At 60.5% G+C, this 19,879-nt stretch carries 15 protein-coding genes; 5 read left to right on the top strand and 10 right to left on the bottom strand.

All coding sequences use genetic code 11. The features are described from left to right. Positions 1-25: 25 nt before the first annotated feature. From ACVWXC_RS07985 to ACVWXC_RS08005, 5 genes are all read right to left on the bottom strand, one after another. On the bottom strand, positions 26-1,399 hold the full coding sequence (locus tag ACVWXC_RS07985) for an ABC transporter ATP-binding protein (protein ID WP_457391982.1): 1,374 nt from the start codon (positions 1,397-1,399) through the stop codon (positions 26-28). Between the two features lie 18 nt (positions 1,400-1,417). Beyond that, entirely contained in the window at positions 1,418-3,145 is a 1,728-nt protein-coding gene (locus tag ACVWXC_RS07990) for an ABC transporter permease (RefSeq protein WP_457391985.1), read from the bottom strand. A gap of 67 nt (positions 3,146-3,212) precedes the next feature. Then, positions 3,213-3,503: a DUF7219 family protein gene (locus tag ACVWXC_RS07995; protein ID WP_099835047.1), complete on the bottom strand. Its 291-nt coding sequence runs from the start codon at positions 3,501-3,503 to the stop codon at positions 3,213-3,215. Between the two features lie 82 nt (positions 3,504-3,585). Further along, positions 3,586-4,380: a hypothetical protein gene (locus ACVWXC_RS08000; RefSeq protein ID WP_457391989.1), complete on the bottom strand. Its 795-nt coding sequence runs from the start codon at positions 4,378-4,380 to the stop codon at positions 3,586-3,588. A gap of 530 nt (positions 4,381-4,910) precedes the next feature. Further along, on the bottom strand, positions 4,911-6,359 hold the full coding sequence (locus tag ACVWXC_RS08005) for a carotenoid oxygenase family protein (protein ID WP_457391992.1): 1,449 nt from the start codon (positions 6,357-6,359) through the stop codon (positions 4,911-4,913). Between the two features lie 166 nt (positions 6,360-6,525). Here ACVWXC_RS08005 and ffh point away from each other — a divergent pair, with 166 nt between their 5' ends. The 3 genes from ffh to ACVWXC_RS08020 all read left to right on the top strand — a co-directional run bounded on the left by ffh (position 6,526) and on the right by ACVWXC_RS08020 (position 10,403). Then, positions 6,526-7,977, top strand: a complete 1,452-nt coding sequence (gene ffh / locus ACVWXC_RS08010) for a signal recognition particle protein (protein ID WP_414346866.1) — start codon at positions 6,526-6,528, stop codon at positions 7,975-7,977. A 9-nt stretch (positions 7,978-7,986) separates the two neighbouring features. Further along, on the top strand, positions 7,987-8,442 hold the full coding sequence (locus ACVWXC_RS08015; protein WP_011429948.1) for a tRNA (cytidine(34)-2'-O)-methyltransferase: 456 nt from the start codon (positions 7,987-7,989) through the stop codon (positions 8,440-8,442). Positions 8,443-8,531: 89 nt separating this feature from the next. Further along, on the top strand, positions 8,532-10,403 hold the full coding sequence (locus tag ACVWXC_RS08020) for a peptidoglycan D,D-transpeptidase FtsI family protein (RefSeq protein ID WP_228375456.1): 1,872 nt from the start codon (positions 8,532-8,534) through the stop codon (positions 10,401-10,403). A gap of 139 nt (positions 10,404-10,542) precedes the next feature. Here the strand turns inward: ACVWXC_RS08020 and ACVWXC_RS08025 are convergent, their stop codons facing one another. The 4 genes from ACVWXC_RS08025 to ACVWXC_RS08040 all read right to left on the bottom strand — a co-directional run bounded on the left by ACVWXC_RS08025 (position 10,543) and on the right by ACVWXC_RS08040 (position 15,672). Further along, entirely contained in the window at positions 10,543-11,766 is a 1,224-nt protein-coding gene (locus ACVWXC_RS08025; protein WP_011429951.1) for a glycosyltransferase, read from the bottom strand. Between the two features lie 180 nt (positions 11,767-11,946). Further along, positions 11,947-14,412, bottom strand: coding sequence for an HD family phosphohydrolase (locus ACVWXC_RS08030; protein ID WP_011429952.1), 2,466 nt, complete (start codon positions 14,410-14,412; stop codon positions 11,947-11,949). A 68-nt stretch (positions 14,413-14,480) separates the two neighbouring features. Continuing rightward, positions 14,481-14,930, bottom strand: coding sequence for a plastocyanin/azurin family copper-binding protein (locus tag ACVWXC_RS08035; protein ID WP_457391998.1), 450 nt, complete (start codon positions 14,928-14,930; stop codon positions 14,481-14,483). A gap of 43 nt (positions 14,931-14,973) precedes the next feature. Continuing rightward, a complete protein-coding gene (locus tag ACVWXC_RS08040) occupies positions 14,974-15,672 on the bottom strand; it encodes a 4'-phosphopantetheinyl transferase family protein (protein ID WP_240527694.1) in 699 nt (232 codons plus the stop codon). A gap of 49 nt (positions 15,673-15,721) precedes the next feature. Between ACVWXC_RS08040 and ACVWXC_RS08045 the strand changes: the two genes are divergently transcribed. Then, a complete protein-coding gene (locus ACVWXC_RS08045; RefSeq protein ID WP_457392002.1) occupies positions 15,722-17,167 on the top strand; it encodes an LCP family protein in 1,446 nt (481 codons plus the stop codon). Positions 17,168-17,271: 104 nt separating this feature from the next. Then, on the top strand, positions 17,272-19,131 hold the full coding sequence (gene htpG / locus ACVWXC_RS08050) for a molecular chaperone HtpG (RefSeq protein ID WP_457392005.1): 1,860 nt from the start codon (positions 17,272-17,274) through the stop codon (positions 19,129-19,131). Here htpG and ribH read toward each other — a convergent pair. Continuing rightward, on the bottom strand, positions 19,125-19,715 hold the full coding sequence (gene ribH / locus ACVWXC_RS08055) for a 6,7-dimethyl-8-ribityllumazine synthase (protein ID WP_011429957.1): 591 nt from the start codon (positions 19,713-19,715) through the stop codon (positions 19,125-19,127). The genes htpG and ribH overlap by 7 nt on opposite strands. Between the last annotated feature and the right edge of the window lie 164 nt (positions 19,716-19,879).

Raw genomic sequence — 19,879 nt, forward strand, 5'->3', positions numbered from 1 at the left:
TGAAAAAGGCAGAGCCAGATGCGCTTCAGTCGGAACGAGAGTTGAGACCGACAGGCTTTTGAGCAGTGGAGCTCTCGCTTGGCTCGGGCAGATAGAGACGTTCTTCCGAGGCGTCGTACTCAAACAGCTCTGCATAGCGTCCCCAGTCAATGGCGGTGGCAAACTGCCGTTCGGCTTCAGCGTGGGGGAAGTGTTCGTCCCAAAGATCCAAGAAGAAGTCCGCTCGCATGGAGCGGCTGCCTTTTTCTTCCAGAGTCTGCAAGATGCTGCGGAACACGGGAACCCGTGCCAATAGCTGTTGTCGGAAGAGATCCTTGCTGCGCAGGATGGTGGTGTTGGCAAAGTCCTGGCCAATTTCGGTCAGTTGCACCACCCCGCTGGCCACCTCGGCAAAGCCCAACAGCACTGCCGCATCCAAAATCGGCAGCAGATCGTCCACGGCCAGTTGCAGCCGCTCGGCCAAATCGGCAATCTCCGCCCGCCCTTGCGGCCACTCCACGATCAACTCCAGCAGACCGCTGATCCCGCCCACCCGCGCATGGGGCAGAGGCAGGGCATAGGGGGAAGTGGCCTTATCACCAGCCAGCGCAGGCAGAGCCACCTCTCCGGTAACAGCAATTTCGGGGTTGGTCATGATCTCGTAGATGTAGTCCACCAAGGACTTAAAGCGGGGATCCGTGCGCTCGTGAGGCCGCGGCAGATCTATTCTCACCTCCCCCCGGATCCGCCCCGGGTTGGATCCCAGAATCACCACCCGATCCGCTAAAAACACCGCCTCTTCGATGTTGTGGGTAACGATGAGGATGCTTTGGGAAGGGAAGGCTTGCGCATTCCACAGCTCATCAATTTCCCCCCGCAGGTTTTCCGCCGTCAGCACGTCCAAAGCGCTAAAAGGCTCATCCATAAACAGCACCTTGGGCTCTAAGACAAAGGCGCGGGCAAAGCCCACCCGCTGCTTCATGCCCCCCGAGAGTTCCTTGGGGTAGGCGTTCTCAAACCCATCCAGGCCCACCAGGTCGATGGCCTTGAGGGCCCTTTGCCGCCGGATCTGGCGCGGGATCCCTTGAGCCTGCAGCCCCAGCTCCACATTTTCTTGCACCGTCAGCCAGGGCAAGAGAGCAAAACTCTGAAACACCATGGCCACATCCGGGTTGGGGCCCCGCAGGGGTCGGCCATTGCTCAACACCCGCCCTTCGCTAGGCGGGATCAGGCCCGCCATGATGCGCAGCAGGGTGCTTTTGCCGCTGCCGCTGCGGCCCAACAAAGCCAAAACTTCCCCCGCCCGCACTTGCAAATCGATCTGGCTTAAAACTGTAAACTCGCCCTTGCCCTCCGGCAAAGGAAAGCGCTTGTAGACCTTCTCAACCTCGATCAGAACCGGAGAAGCCGCAGAGCTCATATCAGATGGCCTCAAAGATTAAAGGTGATATTTTTCTTCCGCCAATTGATACAACCGCCGCCAGAAAAGGCGATTGATGCCCACCACAAACAAGCTCATCATGCCAATGCCCAAAGTGATGCGGGGCCAATCTCCCACCGCCGTTGCTTCCGCAATATAGGTGCCCAATCCTGTAGCCTTAAGAGTGGTGGATCCCCAGGCCACGATCTCCGAGACAATGCTAGCGTTCCAAGCCCCGCCGCTGGCCGTGATCCCCCCGGTAACCCAGGCGGAAAAGATCCCCGGAATAATCAGCTTTTGCCAGCGCTGCCATCCCCGCAAGCCCACATCCACGGCCATTTCGCGCAAATCGGTGGGGATGCTCTGGGCGCCGGCAATGGAATTGAAAAGAATGTACCACTGCGCACCGAGCGACATGAGCAAAATGCTGCCCCACTCAATGCTGATCTGGGTGCGGATAAAAAACAAGGTGGCAAACGGAAAGAGGAAATTGGCCGGAAAAGCTGCCAGAAATTGCACCACCGGCTGCAGCAGCTTCGCTAGGCCTGGATTAAAGCCGATGGCCACCCCAATTGGCGTCCAGATCACGGTGGCGAAAACCAACAGCACGCTGACCCGCAGCAGGGTGAGGATCCCCAGCCCAAAGGTCAGCAGCACCTCCCCAAAGCCCACGGTGGTGGTTACAAAATAAACAATCCAAATCCCAATGCCGCCAATAGCTGCCCAGGAAAGCTGGGTTAGCAGCCGCTCGCGGCGTCGCTCGGCCTCAGGACTGAGGGGATCCACCCAACGGGGGCGAGTTAAGTGGGACAACAGCCGATCCACCAACTCTGCCAAGGGGGACAGCCAACTGCCGATCAGCCGCGGGATCCGCGCCGTGGTCAGCAGATCGTACAGCCAGGATTCGGGGGCAGCAGCCCCGCTGCTCTGTTCCAGGCGAAACTTATCCGACCAAGCCACCAAAGGTCGCCAGAAGAGCTGATCCACCAGCAGGATCACCCCGGCCATGGTCAGGAGCGCCCAGCCCAGCTTGGGCAGATCCTCCGCCTGGACGGCCGCTTCCACATAGGATCCCAACCCCGGCAGCGTATATTCCTGGTTGAGCACGCTGATGGCCTCGCTGGCGGCCACAAAGAACCACCCCCCGCCAAAACTCATCATGGCGTTCCAGATGAGGCCCACCATCGCCGCAGGCACTTCCAACTGGACGAAGCGCTGCCAGCCGGATAGGCGGTAGAGGGTGACCGCTTCCACCAGCTCCTGCGGCAGGGTGCGCAAGGATTGGTAAAAAGAAAAAGTCATGTTCCAGACCTGGCTGGTGAAGATGGCGAAGATAGAAGCTGCCTCCAGCCCCAGCAGGCTGCCGGGAAAAAGCGCGATAAAGCCGGTAACGGTGATGGAGAGAAACCCCAACACCGGCACCGATTGCAGGATGTCCAGCAAAGGGATCAAAATTCGCTCCGCCCAGCGGCTTTTGGCGGCGATATACCCGTAGATCAGGGTAAAAAGGGTGGAAAAGGCGAGGGCGATGAACATGCGCAAGGTGGAGCGGGCGGCGTAGTAGGGCAGGTTGCGCGGATCCAAGTCGATATGAGGTACCACCGCCGGCGGCTGAAACCGCTCAAAAGTCCCTGCCCCCACCTGCGCCACCAAGCCCAGGAGAACCAACGTGCCCAGAATGATGGCCCCATCCGCAGCCCCCGCTGGCAGCCGACGCAGCGCCTCCGGAGAAGGAAAAGTCCTCATCTTCCCTGACCAAGCCCGGCATCCGCGCCCAGTGTACACCGTTTGCGGTTAGCCAGGATCTAGCCGGCTACTCTTCCGGCAAGTCGGGGGGAGACTCCTTCCACTGGGGATCGTCCAAGATGGCTTTTTTGGTCTGTTTGAGTTGTTTCCACAGCTTCTTGATTTGCCGGTAGGCTTCTTCCGGGGTAATTTTGCCCCCGGTTTCCAAGCTACAAATCAAGGACACTTTATTGCTAAATTCCTGCAGGTTGGCATCAAAAACTAGGTTCTGCGGCCTCACTTCGCCCCAGTAGGGGTAGCGAGGCGAAATGAATTCATCTTTGTTGGGAGGTTTGTTGGGAGGAGTTGGTTCTGCCACGGCCTAACCAGGGTAAAAGAATGGTTCACAACAAGAAGGTCAACATGAAAAGCTCCATTAAAGCAGGATCTACTAGCCCAGTTTATGGGCGTTTTCTCTTAACCGGCTTGGGTACTTTTGTGGGATCCCGCGGCGGATACACTTGTGGATTGGAAATGGGCTGCTGCCCTCGCGGCGGGGGGAGAGGGCCCTTCTGGAGTCGGGGGGTTGAACGCTTCAGGCGTGGGCGCGGCGGCGTTTTGAGTACTGGGCCGATGGGAGTGCCCGCCTCCACATAGAGCAGGGATCCGCGGCGGCGCACCTGCAGATCCCAGAAGATGCCCACTCCTTTGCCCGGCAAGGATCCGATCAGGCGCAGTTTAAAAGCCTGAGGCTTGGGAGCTGTTGCCGCAGGCGATGCGGCGCCCTTGGCCGTCTGGGCCCGCTGAGGGGAAGAGCCGGCGGAGTTCTTTTTGCCGGATTGACGGATTTTGACGATAATGAACCCTTTTTCCTGCGATTGGAAAACGACCTCGCCGCGAATGGAAAACCAGTCCGGCACCACCGTCGGACGGGATCCCTCTGGCAGAGTTTGCCCCATTTCTTCTGGGGCCCACACCCCCATCAACTGCACGTGCAGATCCTGGCTCTTGTCGCGGGTGCGGGGATAGACCACCCACAAATAGTTGCGTTCCGGCTTCAGGTACTTGCGCACCAGGCTCATCACCCGGCCTAGCAGTACCGCATTGAGATCTAAACCATCCGAGGTGCGCAAAATCCCGCGAGTGAAGTGGTTGGGCGAGGGAATGTAACGCCCCTCGATGAGGCCAATCGCCCGGTACTGCATCTTCTCCCCGGGCGGCGGGATGGGCTCCAGGCAAGGTCGCTCTCTCCCCATCGCTTTCTTCTGCTCTAGCGTAGCGGCGGCGGCGACAACAGGCTGGCCCCCACCAGCAGCTGACCCGACATCTTGAGCTGATCCCCTGGGCTCGCTGGTTGAGGTGGGCCTGGGGGGCCGTACAATTCGAAGGGGAGGTCTCAGATCTGAGGACATCGTAACGGTTCCGCTGCAGTCAATCCAGGATGTTTACCAGAATGCCCAGCGGTGGGCGACGACGCTGGGAGGCAGTGCAAGACATCTGCCGTTGCCAAAACAGGGCTTACCTCTGCCCTTGACCCAAGACCCGCTCAACACACCACCGAGCTTTACCAGCCTTCCTCTTTTCCTCCCGTCAGCTCAGCAGACCCGCCCAAGGCCTGCGCCCAACAAGTCGCGGTTCAGCGGTTGTCAACACTGTAGCTGAAGTCTAGCCGATAGTAGCAACTGCTCCGGCCCAGGTTGCAGAATGTTGAGCTACAGAGCCGCACCTTTTCCTCAGCTCGCGCCCGGCGGCCCGGGACTAACCCAGCCATGCCAAGATCCCTTCCCTATCTGGCCTCTACCCATGTCTGAGGGGTGAAACTGCCGTGGAGGCCGTAGGGAATGTGATGCCGCAAGGGGATCCGCGCCACCGGGCCGGCAGCCAGGTCTGAGGCATCCAGGATCACCACCTGCGAGCGCTGACTGGCGGCATCAAAGACCACTGTTACAATCCAGCCGGCTTCCTCTGCAGCGTCCTCAGGATCGGGGATGAATACCGGCTCTCCCACAAAGCCGCGGGGGGCAAAGCTGTACTGCTCGCTGCGGCCTGTTGTCGTGTCCAACTTGAGAATGGCCTGCAGGGGGGCGTTGGGGCCGGGAGCATGGGTAGCCCCAATGTAGATGTAGCGATGGGATCCCCCCATACGGGCCGGATGGATAGCCGGAAACTCCACCGAGCGATCCAGCAGTAGCTCCCGCTTAACCTTGCCCGCCTTGGGATCCAGCTCAAAGCGCCACAGCTTGCCGGCTGGCACCTGGGCAAAGTCAATTTGCAAGTAGTCAGCCCCTGGCTCCAGGGCAGGGTAGGCTTCGTAGAGAACGGCATCCACCACCACCTGATCCCCAACCTCGTAGCCGTTGACAAAGTGGAAAACAAACCCCGGCTCCGTTTGCAGTTGCAGCGGCTCGCCCTGTTGGGGAAATAGCCAAATGCGGGTGGGCTCTCCTTTTTTTAGGGTCAAGCAGGTGCCCGCCGGCTGCAGGCCCAGCATATAGGGCAAGGGGTTGAAGGCCACCGGATTCTGGAAAAAGATCCAGTAGCGGGGCGTCCAGACAAAGTCGTGCAGAAAGGCAAAACCCGGCAGGCGGTAGTCCCGCTTTTCCACCAGCCTTCCTTGGGCGTCGACGCGGTAAAACAGCAGCGTGGAGGAAGGTCCTGTCTGCACCCCAAAGGCCATGAGATCCCCCGTGGCTGGATCCCGGCGGGGATGCGCCGTAAACGGCTGGTTGGGGGCAAGGGCACCGGCAAAGGTCTCGCTCCCTTCGGTGGCCAAGGTGGCGGGGTTGAGCCGATAGGGAGCGCTGGCCTCCCAAAGCGCCAGGAGCTTGCCGCCTTGGTAGATAACGTTGGTGTTGGCGGGGTTTTTGAAGCGCAGATCGAGGAAATTGGCCCACCAGCCTCCCGGCTTCTGGGTGCCGAATACGCCGCGGTAGAGCACCCGTCCCGCCTTCTCCTCGGCCTCAAACTCGGGAGTGCGCACAAACCGGTTGCGGAAATGCACCCGCCCGTCAATAAAGGTGATGGCACACACCATGCCGTCGCCGTCGAAGGGATGGCCGTAGCGCTGGGATCCCGCCTCCAGCTTGCCAGGCCCGTTGCGAAAGAGGGTTCCCTGCAGCCTTTCGGGGATCCGCCCCTCGATTTCCGTCACCCAATAGTCATACTCCTGGCGTAAAGAGCGATAGCCCAACTGCCAGTCGGTGGTGCTGTAGGAGCGGGAAGCGACGCTGACCATGGCCAGTCTGCAAGCGACGCCTTCTATTGTTGCTTAAACTTTCGTAAAGTAGCCAGCCTTTCTCGGCCCAGGTAGCGGCTGGGGCCGGGATCCCCAAGATGGAGCTGCCCCAATTGAACTATGGTAGGAAATGCCCTAGCAGCCCTTGACAGGATGAACAGCGCTCATGTTTGATGCCCTCTCCGAGAAGTTGGAACTGGCCTGGAGAAAACTGCGCGGCCAGGACAAGATCACCGAAACCAACATCCAAGAAGCCCTGCGGGAGGTGCGGCGCGCCCTGTTGGACGCCGACGTCAACCTCCAGGTGGTGAAGCAGTTTATCGAGGACGTGCGGCAGGCCGCTCTGGGAGCTGAGGTCATCCTGGGGGTGACGCCAGACCAGCAGTTTATCAAGATCGTCCACGACGAGCTGGTGAAGGTAATGGGGGAGGCGAATGTGCCCATTGCCCAGGCGGAACAGCCCCCCACCATTGTGCTCATGGTCGGCCTGCAGGGATCCGGCAAAACCACCACCTGTGCCAAGCTGGCTTTGTATTTGCGCAAGCAGGGCAAAAGGCCGCTCCTGGTGGCCGGCGACATCTATCGTCCGGCGGCCATCGACCAGCTCAAGACCCTGGGCCAGCAGATTCAGATCCCTGTCTTCGACCTGGGCAAGACGGATCCCGTCGAGATCGCCCGCCAGGGAGTGGCAGCCGCGCGGGAACAGGGCTACGACTACGTTATCTTGGATACCGCCGGTCGCTTGCAGATCGACCTGGAGATGATGGCGGAGCTGGAGCGGATCAAGGCGGCGGTGCAGCCCCACGAGATCCTGCTGGTGGTGGACGCCATGATCGGGCAGGAGGCCGCCAACCTCACCCAGGCCTTCCACGAGCGGCTGGGTCTTACCGGCACCATCCTCACCAAGCTGGACGGCGATAGCCGCGGCGGGGCAGCCCTTTCCATTCGCCAGGTGTCCGGCCAGCCCATCAAGTTCGTCGGCGTCGGCGAAAAGGTGGAGGCCTTGGATCCCTTTTACCCGGATCGCATGGCCTCGCGCATTTTGGGCATGGGAGACATCCTCAGCCTGGTGGAAAAAGCCCAGGAGGAAATCGACCTGGGAGATGCCGCCCGGATGGCGGAAAAGATGATGACCGCCCAGTTCGATTTCACCGATTTCCTCAAACAAATGCGCCTGATCAAGCGCATGGGATCCCTGGCGGGGCTGCTGCGGCTGATGCCGGGGATGGGCAAAATCAGCGAGGAACAATTGCAAAAAGGACAAGACCAACTGGCCCGCGCCGAGGCCATGATCAACTCCATGACCCCCGAAGAGCGCCGCAACCCGGATCTCTTGGCCCGCAGCGTCAGCCGCAAGCGGCGGGTGGCCCTGGGCTCTGGCCACAAGCTGGAGGATGTCAGCCGGCTGGTGAGCGATTTTCAGCGCATGCGCGACATGATGCGCAGCATGAGCCTGGGCGGCCTTGCAGGGATGCCGGGTGGACGAGGCCCACTGCCGGTGGGCGGCCCCCAGTGGCGAGGACGTTCTGCAGCGCCGCCGCGACAGCAGCCCAGCCGCAAGCCGGGCAAAGGTGGGGGCAAAAAGGGAGGCGGTAGCCGCGGGTTTGGCAGCCATTGAGAGCGGCTCATGCCCTTCCATGTTGTTTTGGTAGCTCCGGAGATCCCGGCCAACACGGGGAACATCGCCCGCACCTGTGCAGCTACCCGCACGCCCCTCCACCTGGTGGATCCCTTGGGGTTTCGCCTCTCGGATCGCTACCTCAGGCGGGCGGGGCTGGACTACTGGGAGCACGTCCAACTGCATCGCTATCCCTCTTGGTCTGCTCTGGTGCAAGCCCACCCCGAGGCGCGGTTCTGGTGCTTTAGCGTGCGCGGCAAGGCCCTCTACACCGAGGTGGCCTATCAGCCAGGAGACTGGCTGGTGTTCGGCAGCGAAAGCCGTGGCCTGGATCCTATGTTCTTGGAAACCTATCCCAGTGTGCGCATCCCCCTGAGCGGGCCGGTGCGCAGCCTCAATCTCAGCAATGCGGTGGCGATCGCCCTCTTTGAAGCGTTGCGTCAACAGGGATTTTCCACCCAATGAGGCGAAAGCTGGCCGGACAAGGCGATGGGCGGCAAACTAACGGTGGTATCTACACAGGAGTGGCAGTGGAAGACAGGTCTGGAGCCGGTTTGGGCCAGCAACCTTTGCAGACCAGACAGAGAAGCCGGCAACTTGCCCAACGGCAGCGGGGCAGACCTGCTTGGCCCCCTTGGCCGCCCAGCCACCGGCCCCAGGGATCCCGGCTGGCGTGGCTTTTGGGGGAGCGGATCCCGACAGTCCGACAACTAAACTTTCGCATCGCGGCGGTGGGCCTGGTTCTGGCTGTCGCCCTGGTGGGGGTGGGGGCACGTTTGGTCTATTTACAACATCACCAGGGCCCGCTCTTACAAAAGCGGGCCGAGGCCCAGCAGCGGGCCCAGCTCCGGCCCTTCATCCCCCGCCGCTCGATTGTGGACCGCCACTCCTTAGCTCGGCAGCAGGCGGAGCTGTTGGCTGTAGATCGCCCTGCCTATACCCTTTGGGCCCATCCCCGCCTCTTCGGCAAGCGTACCCCCCAGGAGATTGCCACTGCTCTGGCCCCTCTGCTGCGGCGGCCAGTTGAGCAACTGACCCAGCAGTTGTCGGCCACTCACGCGGTACGGCTGGAGCGCTGGCTGTCGCCGGAAGTGGCGACTCAAATTCAGGCCTTGTATCTGGACGGCCTGGAGCTGGTGAGCGAGCGGCAGCGGGTCTATCCCCAGAAGGAAATGGCCGCCGAAGTGGTGGGCTATGTGGATCTGGATCACCGCGGCCAAGCGGGGCTGGAGTACTCTCAACAGGTCTTGCTGGAGCGGACGGTTCAGCACCTTACCCTTCCCCGCGACGGCTACGGCCAGTTGTTGGCGGCCGAAGTGCCGGAAGGACTGTTGCAATCCCACGAGACGGTGCTGCAACTCACCCTGGATATGCGGCTGCAAAGGGCTGCTCGCGCCGCCCTGAAAACGCAACTGGAACGGTTTCAAGCCCTACGGGGCACGGTGATCGTCCTGCAACCTCACACGGGAGAGATCCTGGCCCTGGTGAGCGAGCCCACCTACGATCCCAACCGCTACTTCGAGTATGACCCTGCCCTTTTTCGCAACTGGGCTGTTACGGATTTGTACGAGCCGGGATCCACCTTCAAGCCCATCAACATCGCCATTGGGCTCGATGCCGGCGCCTTCACGGCCAACGAACGGGTCTACGACGCGGGGCAGATCTGGATTGGTCGCTGGCCCATCCAAAACCACGACTACCGCCAGCGGGGTGCCCATGGCTGGCTGAGCGTTACCGAGGTTCTGCGCCTGTCTAGCAACGTAGGCATGGTGCACCTGATGCAAAAGCTGGATCCCCGCCAGTACTACCATGCCCTCCTGCGGCTGGGATTGAACGAGCGCAGCGGTGTCGATCTGCCCTTTGAGCCGCCCAGCCGCCTGAAGCCCCTGCGGCAATTTGTAACTGTACCGGTGGAGCGGGCCACCGTCGCCTTTGGCCAGGGATTGGCCCTCACGCCTTTGCAGTTAGCCACCTTGCACTGCATCATCGCCAACGGCGGGCTGAAAGTGCGGCCCCACGTGGTGCGCGGTCTGGTCGAAAAGGATACAGACACCTTGGTTTGGGGATCCCCGCAACCCCAGCCGGTGCGGGTGCTGTCGGAGCAGGCTACCCTGGCGGTGCGCATCCAAATGCGAGATGCGGTGGATTTTGGCACCGGGCAATCGGCCAAGATCGAGGGATATGAAATCGGCGGCAAGACGGGCACGGCCCAAAAGGCAGGGCCGCGGGGAGGCTATCTGCCTGGCAAGCGCATCACCAGTTTTGTGGCCTATTTCCCCGCCCTTCGCCCCCAGTACGTGATCTTGGCCGTGATCGACGAGCCGCGGGGAGAAGATGCCTTCGGATCGACAACGGCAGCTCCTGTGGTTCGCTCGGTTATCCAGGAGATCATCACCCTAGAGGGGATCCGTCCCAATTCCCCTTGACATGGCCTGATCTCTATCCAATGGCAATGGAACCGATCGAGAAGCCGATCCTTAACTCCTTGGGAGAGGAGTTGAGGATGAGGGCACTGGAGCAGAGCGCTTCAGGAGTGTCTTAATTGGGTCTGAAATAACCAGACGCTCAAGACTTGTCGCCCCCGGGATCCAGCTTAGCCTCTGCACTTTTCCAGCTCAGCTTGGAGTTGAGGTAGAAGTTCCAGAATACAACAATACCGATCGCAATTAAGTTGGCCAACAGATAGTGAATGCCCAAGCGCTCGCTCAGCAAAATCACCAGCGAAGAGTTAAGAAACAGGCCGATCAAACAGATCATATTAAACTTGGCCAGCCGCTTCAGGCGGTTCGAGAGGCCCGGCTGCAATCGGGTAACATGGCGAAACGTCCACAGATCGTTCCACAGGAAGTTATTGAGAATGGCCATTTCCGAAGCGATCAGCTTACTCGTGATGAGATCCCATCCTAAGTTGGCCGGGTCGTGTAACAAATAGAGCAAAACCATGTCCACCACCGTGCCTGACAGGCCGACTGTGCTGAAGCGCAAAAAGGCTCCCACCTGCCCTAGCGAGAAGCGCAGGTGAATGAGATGGTGGAGATACTGAAGACAGGTTTGCAGTTGAATTTTGCTCTCGCCGTTTTGGCGCTCCTGAAAGATGTAGCCGACTTCAGCAATGGTTGTCACCCGGCCCCGTGCCAGCACCTCGATCAGCAGCTTGTAACCCTTGGGGCTGAGCGGGATCCCGGCAATGGCCTGGCGTCTGACCAGAAATAACCCGCTGAGCGGATCCGACACCCGCCTAAAAACCCCTGGCAGCAAAACCAGCCCGATGGCTTGAGCTCCCCGAGAGACGAGGCGCCGGCCCAGGTTCCAGTGGCTCACCCCCCCCGACCCCACGTAGCGGCTGCCCACCACTAGGTCTGCTCCCTCTTGGATGGCAGGCCATAGCTTGAGAATGATCTCCGGCGGATGCTGCAGATCCCCGTCCATCACCCCCAGCACCTCGCCGCGGGCCGCTTGCCATCCGCGCAACACAGCCGTGGCCAGGCCCCGTTCCCGCTGGCGGCAGATAACTTTGAGTTGGGGAAGCTCCTCTTGCAGTTCCTGGGCCAACTTGGCGGTGTAATCCGGGCTGTTGTCGTCCACCACAATCAGCTCGTAGGCTCCCGGTAGAATCGTGTCGAGGTGGGCGCACAACTGCCGGATCAGGCTGCAAATGCTGGAGGCCTCGTTATAGGTGGGAACGACCAGCGAAAGTTGGACAGAGCTGGGTTGAGAGAGCGGCGGGATCTGAATAGGGACTGCCGAAGCTTGCAGATGGGTGGACGAAGCAGGAGCTACATGAGGCATTCAGCAGGCCATCCAAAAACGAGGGTAACGGATCCTAAGCGGAGAGCTTGAGTGCAGGTCAAACTTGGAGCTGTGTCGCTTCGCAACAGCGCCACGCGCCACCGGCGCAAATGATCCCTTATCGTACCGATGGATGAGCTCTGGGACTAGACTTTTCTCGACCTACTCAGCTCGCCGAGGCTAGGGAGATCCCGTTGAAGGAGTCATCAGCACGGGCATCTGGGCCTGGGCAGCGTCGGACTCAGGCGAGGGCAGGGCAGGGGCAGGACTGGGGTAGGGAATGCGCTCGTGGTTGGATTCCCGCCACACCTCCACAAAAGCGTCTGCCACCACCTCCAAATCCCGCAGCGTCAGACCGCTATCGACCAGTTGGCCATCTTGCCAACGGGCCTGGGCGATTTTGCGGACAACGGCCTTAGCCCGCTCAACCACCTCAGGGCCGAAGCCGTCGCTCAGGGTCATGCTGCGCAGGGCCGCCTCACAGGCATCGGCCAGCATCACCACCCCTGTCTCCTTGCTCTGGGGGATGGGGCCATCGTAGCGGAACGGCTCCTCGGGCACCGGTTGATCTCCGGCTTTCATCTGGGCTTGATGGTAAAAGTAAGCAATCAGGATCGTCCCCTGGTGCTCAGGGATAAAAGCTTGGACGGCGGTGGGCAGATTGTATTGCTTGGCCAGGCGCAGCCCATCGCTGACGTGCGCTTTGATGATCTGGGCGCTGCGGTAGGGATCGTCCAGTTGCGTATGGGGGTTGAGGCCGCCCATTTGGTTCTCGATGAAGTAGCGGGCCTGCAACATCTTGCCGATGTCGTGGTAGAGGGTGCCGGTGCGCACCAGCTCCACGTTGAGGTTTAACTTCTGGGCGGCCCGTTCCGCCAAAGTGGCCACAAACAGGGTGTGCTGAAAGGTGCCAGGGGCCTCTGCCGCCAGCCGCCGCAGCAAGGTGCGGTTGGGGTTGCTCAACTCGATGAGGCGAATGGGGGTGGCCAGGTCGAACAGGCGCTCCAGGTAGGGGCTGGCCCCCAGGGCCACAATGCTCCACCCCAGCGTGATCCCTCCCCCCAAGGCCATCGCCAATAGGTCGATGCCGCCCGTTGTGGTCAAGCTAGCAGCCGCATAGGTGAGCATCTGCACTGCCGCCGCCCCTCCTCCCAGCAGGGCCAGCTCTTCGCGGGAACGCGAGCGCCCGGCCAGGGCGCAGGCCACCACACTGCCGGAAAGTAAGGGCACAAAGGTGAGTAGGTTGGCAGCAGAGACCAAGGGCAAAAACAACGCCTGGCCCACCACTACCACCAGGCCCAGCCCAGCCCCGTAAAAACTGCCCAGCAACAGCCCCACCGCCGGCAAAGAGCTGAACTCCAGCTTGAACAAGGCCGCCAACAGGGGAGCAGTCAGGGAAACCATCAGGATCAACACCCGATCCCGGCGGCGCAATCCCGGCTGCAAGCGTTGCTGCAAAGGCACGAAGACAGCCAGGCCCAAGCCCATGACGCCAGCTACCCCCACCAGGCCCCAGATGTTGATCCGGCGCTGGGTAAAACCAAAGTGATCCAAAATCAAAAAGATCTCGGGGGTGATGACCTGATCCACTCGCACAATTACCTGGTTCTCGGCAACCGAGATCAGGACGGGCTCAACTTTTTCCAGCTCGGCGCGAATGCGCTGCTCGGTGCGCTGCGGATCCACCTCCAGATTGGGGATCAGCACCTGCTGCAGCCACTGATAGACCAGCCCCTGCAGCTCCCGCCGCTGGGCGGCACTGCCCGGAAAGGCCAGATCGTCCAGTTGGGCTTGGATCCCTTCGGCGCGCACCTCGCGGGGCAGGCCATCCACAATGCCTATCTTCTGCAGGCGCTCCAAGACCCGCCGGCTCAAGTTTTGCAAATGTTGCCAGTCGGCCTCCGTCAAGTTGAGAACCGTGGCCGGGACAGGGGGGGTGAGCTGTTCCAGAGACGGCAAAGCCCCTTGGTAGCGCTGCTGTGCCGCCTCCACCTGGGCAATTAGCTGGGTATAGGGATCCGTCGCCGCCGTCTGAGTGGCCGCTCCATCCAACCAGGCCCGCTGCCAAACCTGGACCAGCTCTTGCCTGGCCCGCTGGTCGGGGGGAAGCTGCTCCGGACGCCTTTGTGCCGGAAAAGGCGGAGCGGTCGAGGGGGTGCCGATGGCCGTTTCCCGCACTGCCGCCTGTAAGGCCTCCCATTCTTCGGGTGGCAGTTGGCGCAGATAGATCTGAGTAGGCAGGGAGAGCAACTGAACGGAAACGTAGGGCAGAGGGCCGGCCTCTTGCCGAATCGCCTCCACTGCGGCCAGGAGGGCCTCCAGATTTTGCCGCATGCTCTCGTTGGCGGCGCTGTTGATTTTGAGGGCCTGTACCACCCGCCGTCGCGCCTCGGCTTGCCGGGCCTGGGTGGCCTCCACGTCCTCGATCTCTGCCGCTGCAGGGGCGAGAAACGTTTGCGGGGAGCGGCTGCCAACGGTCAGTTGCGGCTCGTTGTAGTAGCGGATCCCGTGGACGGCAGTGAGGGAGAGAAGCGCTAGGGCGTAGCCGACAACCCGCTCGGAAAGGGGGGGCTGGGCTTTTCGAGAAGAGGCTGCCTGAGGTCGCCGGCTCCAGCGCTGCACTGGGGACGTGAGGGGGTTTCTCATAGAAGGATTTGCCTGGCAGCGTTCTTCTCTTTTCTATCCCCTTTTGCTCCCCTAGCCCAGGAGATAGCCTAGTCGCCAATCGTGATCTGCCCGATCATACCCGCTTCGGCATGGCCGGGAATGGTGCAAACCAGAGAGTAAACCCCAGATTTCAAAGGAATAAATTGCCACTCCACCGCCGCGCCTGGCTTCAGCTCCAGTTCTCGGATCTGGCCCTTGATTTCCACACCGGCCACTTCCAACTTGCGAGTCCAAACGGCATCGGCAAAATCTTTGGCCCTGAAATAGTGCTTCAACTGGCTGGGGTTGCTCAAGTGCAAACGATAGAGGTTGCCGTTGCGAAAAAAGAGCTCTTTGGGCACAAAGACCAACTGGTTGTCGGCAGTACCTAACTCGACAGCTTTGTCCTGGGGCGTTTGCCGCGACAGATCTCGCGCCCATGCCGGATGCGGGATCCCGACGAACCCAATCCACAGACAGAGGCCCAAAATGAGGAGGTGACGCAGCCCACTCCACATGGCGACACCCTGAAAACTTAGCTTGGAAACCCAAGATAGCAGCTCAAGTGGGGGTCAGGGGAGCGGCACTTTCATAGAGCCGCACAGTCGGAGCTGCCTCGCCGGCTTCCCGCTGTTCCATCGCCACAGCGGCAACATAGCCCTCGGCAACCGGCAGAGGCAGGGTCAGCCAACAGGGATCCCCGGCCCCGATCCTGGCTCCAGCCAGCCCCACGCCCATGGCTTTCAGGAGAGCTTCTTTCTGCGTCCACAGCTCCAAGAAAACCCTCTCCCGCTCTGCTGGTGGACAGATCCATAGGCGGGCCTGGTCGGCGGCGGAAAAATAGCGCTGGGCAATGCGCTGCCAGCGGGGCACGGGCCGGATCCGCTCTAGGTCCACGCCAATTCGACGCTGCAACGTCAAGCCAACCAGGATCCACTCGTGGGAGTGGCTGAGGTTGAACTGCAGCGGTAGGGGTGGATCCGGCCAATAGGGCTTGCCGGCAGTGGTGTAGCCGAGGGGGATCGCGTGGGGAGGGAGGCCGCTGTAGCGGCCAAGCAGGGTTCGCAATAGCAAACGACCACCCAGAAAGCGACGCCGAGCCTCCAGCCGCTGTAAACGCTCCGCGCGCTGCCGTTCCTCCTGAGAAAGAAGATCAAGCTGAGAGAGCAACTCCGCCAGCGGCGGCAAGACTTGGAGCCACAAGTGCACCTCCGACTTCGCCAGCAACAGTTGCAGGGATCCCGCCGGGGAAGCTGCCATCTCGCCGAAGTTGGGTATGGACAGTCCTAGAGAATAAGGATGCGGTAACATGACCTTGAATTGGTGGGGTTGGCAACACCACCTAGACAGTACACCCCTTCCTGCAGGCGCTCGCGAGGCCCGGTTTGACCTGATGTCCTCTTTCCACTATCCACCCCGCCCAGACCGTGTCCGCGCCGCTCGTCAGCAGGCCATTCGCCAGGGGATCCTTTGGCTGTTGTTGGGATCCACGGCTGTGTTGGCGGGCTCCGCCGGCGCCTTCTTGGCTGTGATGTTGCCCCGTCCGGTGATCCCCACTTCCCTCACTCCCGGCGAACAAGAAGCCTTCCGTCCGGATGCTTTGCGGGCGGCAGCTCTGGATCGCTCGTTGCATATTCTCATTCTCGGCACCGACAACCCGGATCCCGCCCTGCCCTTGTCCAGAGAACGGGAGCGTCTCAACACCCGCACCGACACCATTCTCTTGGCCCGCTTCGATCCCCAAGCGCGGCGGATTACCGTCCTATCCATCCCCCGCGATACCCGCGTGCGCTTGCCCAGCTTTGGTGTCACCAAGATCAATGCAGCCAACCTGGTGGGTGGACCAGCTCTAACGGCCCAGGTGGTCAGCACCTTGCTGGGCGGGATCCCGATTGACCGCTACGTTCGCCTCAATACCGATGCCCTGGAAGAGCTGATCGATGCGGTGGGCGGTGTGGAAGTCTACGTGCCGGAGCCGATGCACTACGTAGATCACACGCAGCGGCTATTCATCAACCTGGAGCCCGGCTGGCAACGCCTCAACGGCGAACAAGCCCACCACTTTGCCCGCTTTCGCCGCGATCACCTGGGGTTGGGGGATATTGGTCGGGTGCAACGGCAACAGGAACTGCTGCGGGCCCTGAGTCGAGAACTGCTCTCCCCCGCCGTTTGGCCTCGGATCCCGAAGGTTTTGCAGGTCGTCCGCACCCACCTGGATACCAACCTCACCTGGGAAGAGGTTCTGAGCTTGGCCAAGTTTGTCCTCACCTCTGGGGGCGATCGCATCGACCTGGTGCTGTTGCCGGGCCGCTTCAGTCAGCCAGGAGAATTTTCCACCAGCTATTGGCTGCCGGATCCAGCCGCGATCCGACGGGTGGCTGTCTCCCACTTTGGCCTAGAGGCAGAGGTAGCCCGCATTCCGCCGCAACGCCTGCGCATAGCCGTGCAAAATGCTACCGGCAAGCCGGGAATGGCCCGCCACATGGTGCAAGAACTGGTTAGACAGGGTTATACCCAGGTTTTTGCCGTCGAAGACAGCCCCCAGGTGTTGCCGCAAACAGAGATCCTCGCCCAAAGCGGGGATCGCGAGGGAGCCAAGCAGGTGCGGGCCGCCCTTGGGCTAGGAGAGCTGCGGGTGGAATCCACCGGCGTGCTCAACTCCGACATCACCATTCGCATCGGCCAAGATTGGGCCCAGCAGCTTACCCTCGATATTGACCAGGCGCAGAGTCCGGCCAGAGGGGCTCAGCTCTAGGGCCGGTTCGGTGGCGAGTGCGGATTTCTGGAAACAGTTCGGCTTGTCGGGGCCTCTGTTGCCTCTGTAGATTGGCACTAGCTTGTTTGCGTGCTGAGCCATCTATGACTGTGCTGGAACAGGGATCCATCACCATCCACACCGAGAACATCTTCCCCATCATCAAGCAGTCTCTCTATTCGGATCGGGAGATCTTTTTGCGAGAGCTGATCTCCAACGCCGCCGATGCCATTGCCAAGCTGAAGATGGCCAAACTGGCTGGCGAAGTGGCGGATCCCCCGGAGCCAGAAATCACGATTGCGCTCAACAAAGAGGCCAAGACCCTCTCGGTCAGCGACACTGGCATCGGCATGACTGCCGAAGAGGTGAAAAAATACATCAACCAAGTGGCCTTTTCCAGCGCTGAGGAGTTCCTTCAAAAGTACAAAGGCAAAGACGCAGAACAGGCGATCATCGGCCACTTTGGCCTGGGGTTCTATTCCTCTTTTATGGTGGCGCAGCGGGTGGAGATCGACACCCTTTCCTATCAGCCGGGCAGCACCCCTGTGAAATGGTCTTGCGACGGCAGCCCAACTTTTACCCTTTCCGATTCCCAGCGCTCCGCCATCGGCACCACGGTTACCCTTTACCTCAGCCCGGATAGCGAGGAGTACCTGGAGCCGGGCCGCATCCGCGAATTGGTGCGCAAATACTGCGACTTCATTCCCGTCCCCATTAAACTCAACGGAGAAGTCATTAACCGGCAAAAGCCCCTCTGGAAGATTCCTCCCTCTGAGCTCAAGGATGAGGATTACCTAGAGTTTTACCGCTACCTCTATCCCTTCCAAGAGGATCCCCACTTCTGGGTACACATCAACACAGATTACCCCTTCATCGTGCAAGGGATCCTCTACTTCCCCAAGCTGCGGCCTGATATCGATCCCACTAAGGGTCAGGTCAAGCTGTATTGCAACCAAGTTTTTGTCCAGGATAACTGCGAAGAAGTCATTCCCAAATTCCTCCTGCCTCTGCGCGGCGCCATCGACAGCCCAGACATTCCCCTCAACGTCTCCCGCAGTTTTTTACAAAATGACCGTACCGTCAGGCGCATTGGGGATCACGTGGCCAAAAAGGTGGCGGATCGCCTCAACGAGCTCTACAAAGAAGACTACAAAAAATATGTCAAGGTCTGGCCGGATATCAGCCTCTTCATGAAATTTGGGGCGATGAACAACGACAAGTTCTTCGCCCAGATTAAAGACATTCTCATCTTCCGATTGGCCGGATCCCCTGCCGATAAACCTGAGTACGTGACCCTCAAAGAGTACCTGGAGCGCACGCGGGAGAAACAGAATAAGCGGGTTTACTACGCCACCGACGAGGCAGCCCAGAGCGCCTATATCGACCTGCACCGCTCCCAAGGACTAGAAGTCATTATGCTGGATAGCTGGATCGACAGCCACTTCAGCAGCTTCCTGGAGCGGGAGTATCGGGAAGAAGGGATCCAATTTAAGCGGGTGGATTCCGAGCTGGACGAGACGCTGATCCAAAAAGACAAAGCTGCCGAGCTCGTCGACCCGGTAACACAAAAAACCCGCAGCGAAAAGCTGGTGGATCTCTTTCGTCAGGCTTTGGGCAAAGAGAAGCTGCAGATCAAAGCCGAGGCCCTCAAGTCGGAGTCGGTTCCGGCTATGATCCTGCTGCCGGAGGCGCTGCGGCGCCTGCAGGAGCTTAATGCCATCCTGCAACAGAAGCCAATGGAGTTTTTGGAAGAGCACACGCTGGTGCTCAACACCGCCCACCCCTTGATCCAAAACCTGCAGGCTCTGGCCGAGGAGGGGCGGGATCCGGAGCTGGTCAACCTCATCTGCAACCACATCTACGATCTGGCGCTGATTACCCAGAAAAGCTTTGACCCGGCAGCCGCACGGGCCTTTGTGCAGCGTTCCAACGAGGTGCTCACCCGTTTAACCCGCCGTCAGTAGGCGGCACCCTCCAGAGTTACCCCCGGCTGCAGGGCTTCCGCTCCACCGGGCAGAGAGGGGCGGGAGGCCGCCCCATTGCTGGCAGCCCTGTCGCTCCCTTGCAAGAGGGGAGCTACTTGACGCATCAGGGTGGCCATCTCCAGAGCGCTCATGGCGTATTCCCAGCCTTTGTTGTTCTTGATCCCAGCCCGCTCCAGCGCCTGCTGTAGGGTATCGGCGGTGAGGATCCCGAAGATGACCGGCACGCCGGTGCGAAAACTGGCTGCCGCGATCCCCTTGGCCACCTCTGCTGCCACATAGTCGAAATGGGGGGTTTGGCCCCGAATGACCGCCCCCAGGCAGATGATGGCATCGTAACGGCGGGACTGCGCCAGTTGGCAGGCCAACATAGGCACCTCAAAGCTGCCGGGCACCCAGTAATAGTCCACCTGCTGGCTCTCCGAGCTGACATCGATGCCATGCCGCTTCAGGGCATCTTGGCACCCCTCCAACAATTTGCCGGCAATCAAATCGTTAAACCGACTGATAACAATGGCCAGACGCAGATCCCCCGTCTGAACAAAATTGCCTTCGTAAACTGCCATCTGCGCTGCTCCGGGAAAAAACCAGGCGCTGCTCCACACCGCACAACCGTGTCTTCCTATCCTAATTTACCCTTCTCCTCCAGATCTGCCCAAAAAGGGGTGGTAGCACCTGGCCTTCGACATTCTCACAGTAGCTAAACGGCTCGCCAGTCCCTCTCCGTCCT

Source organism: Thermostichus sp. OS-CIW-20 (assembly GCF_054061455.1).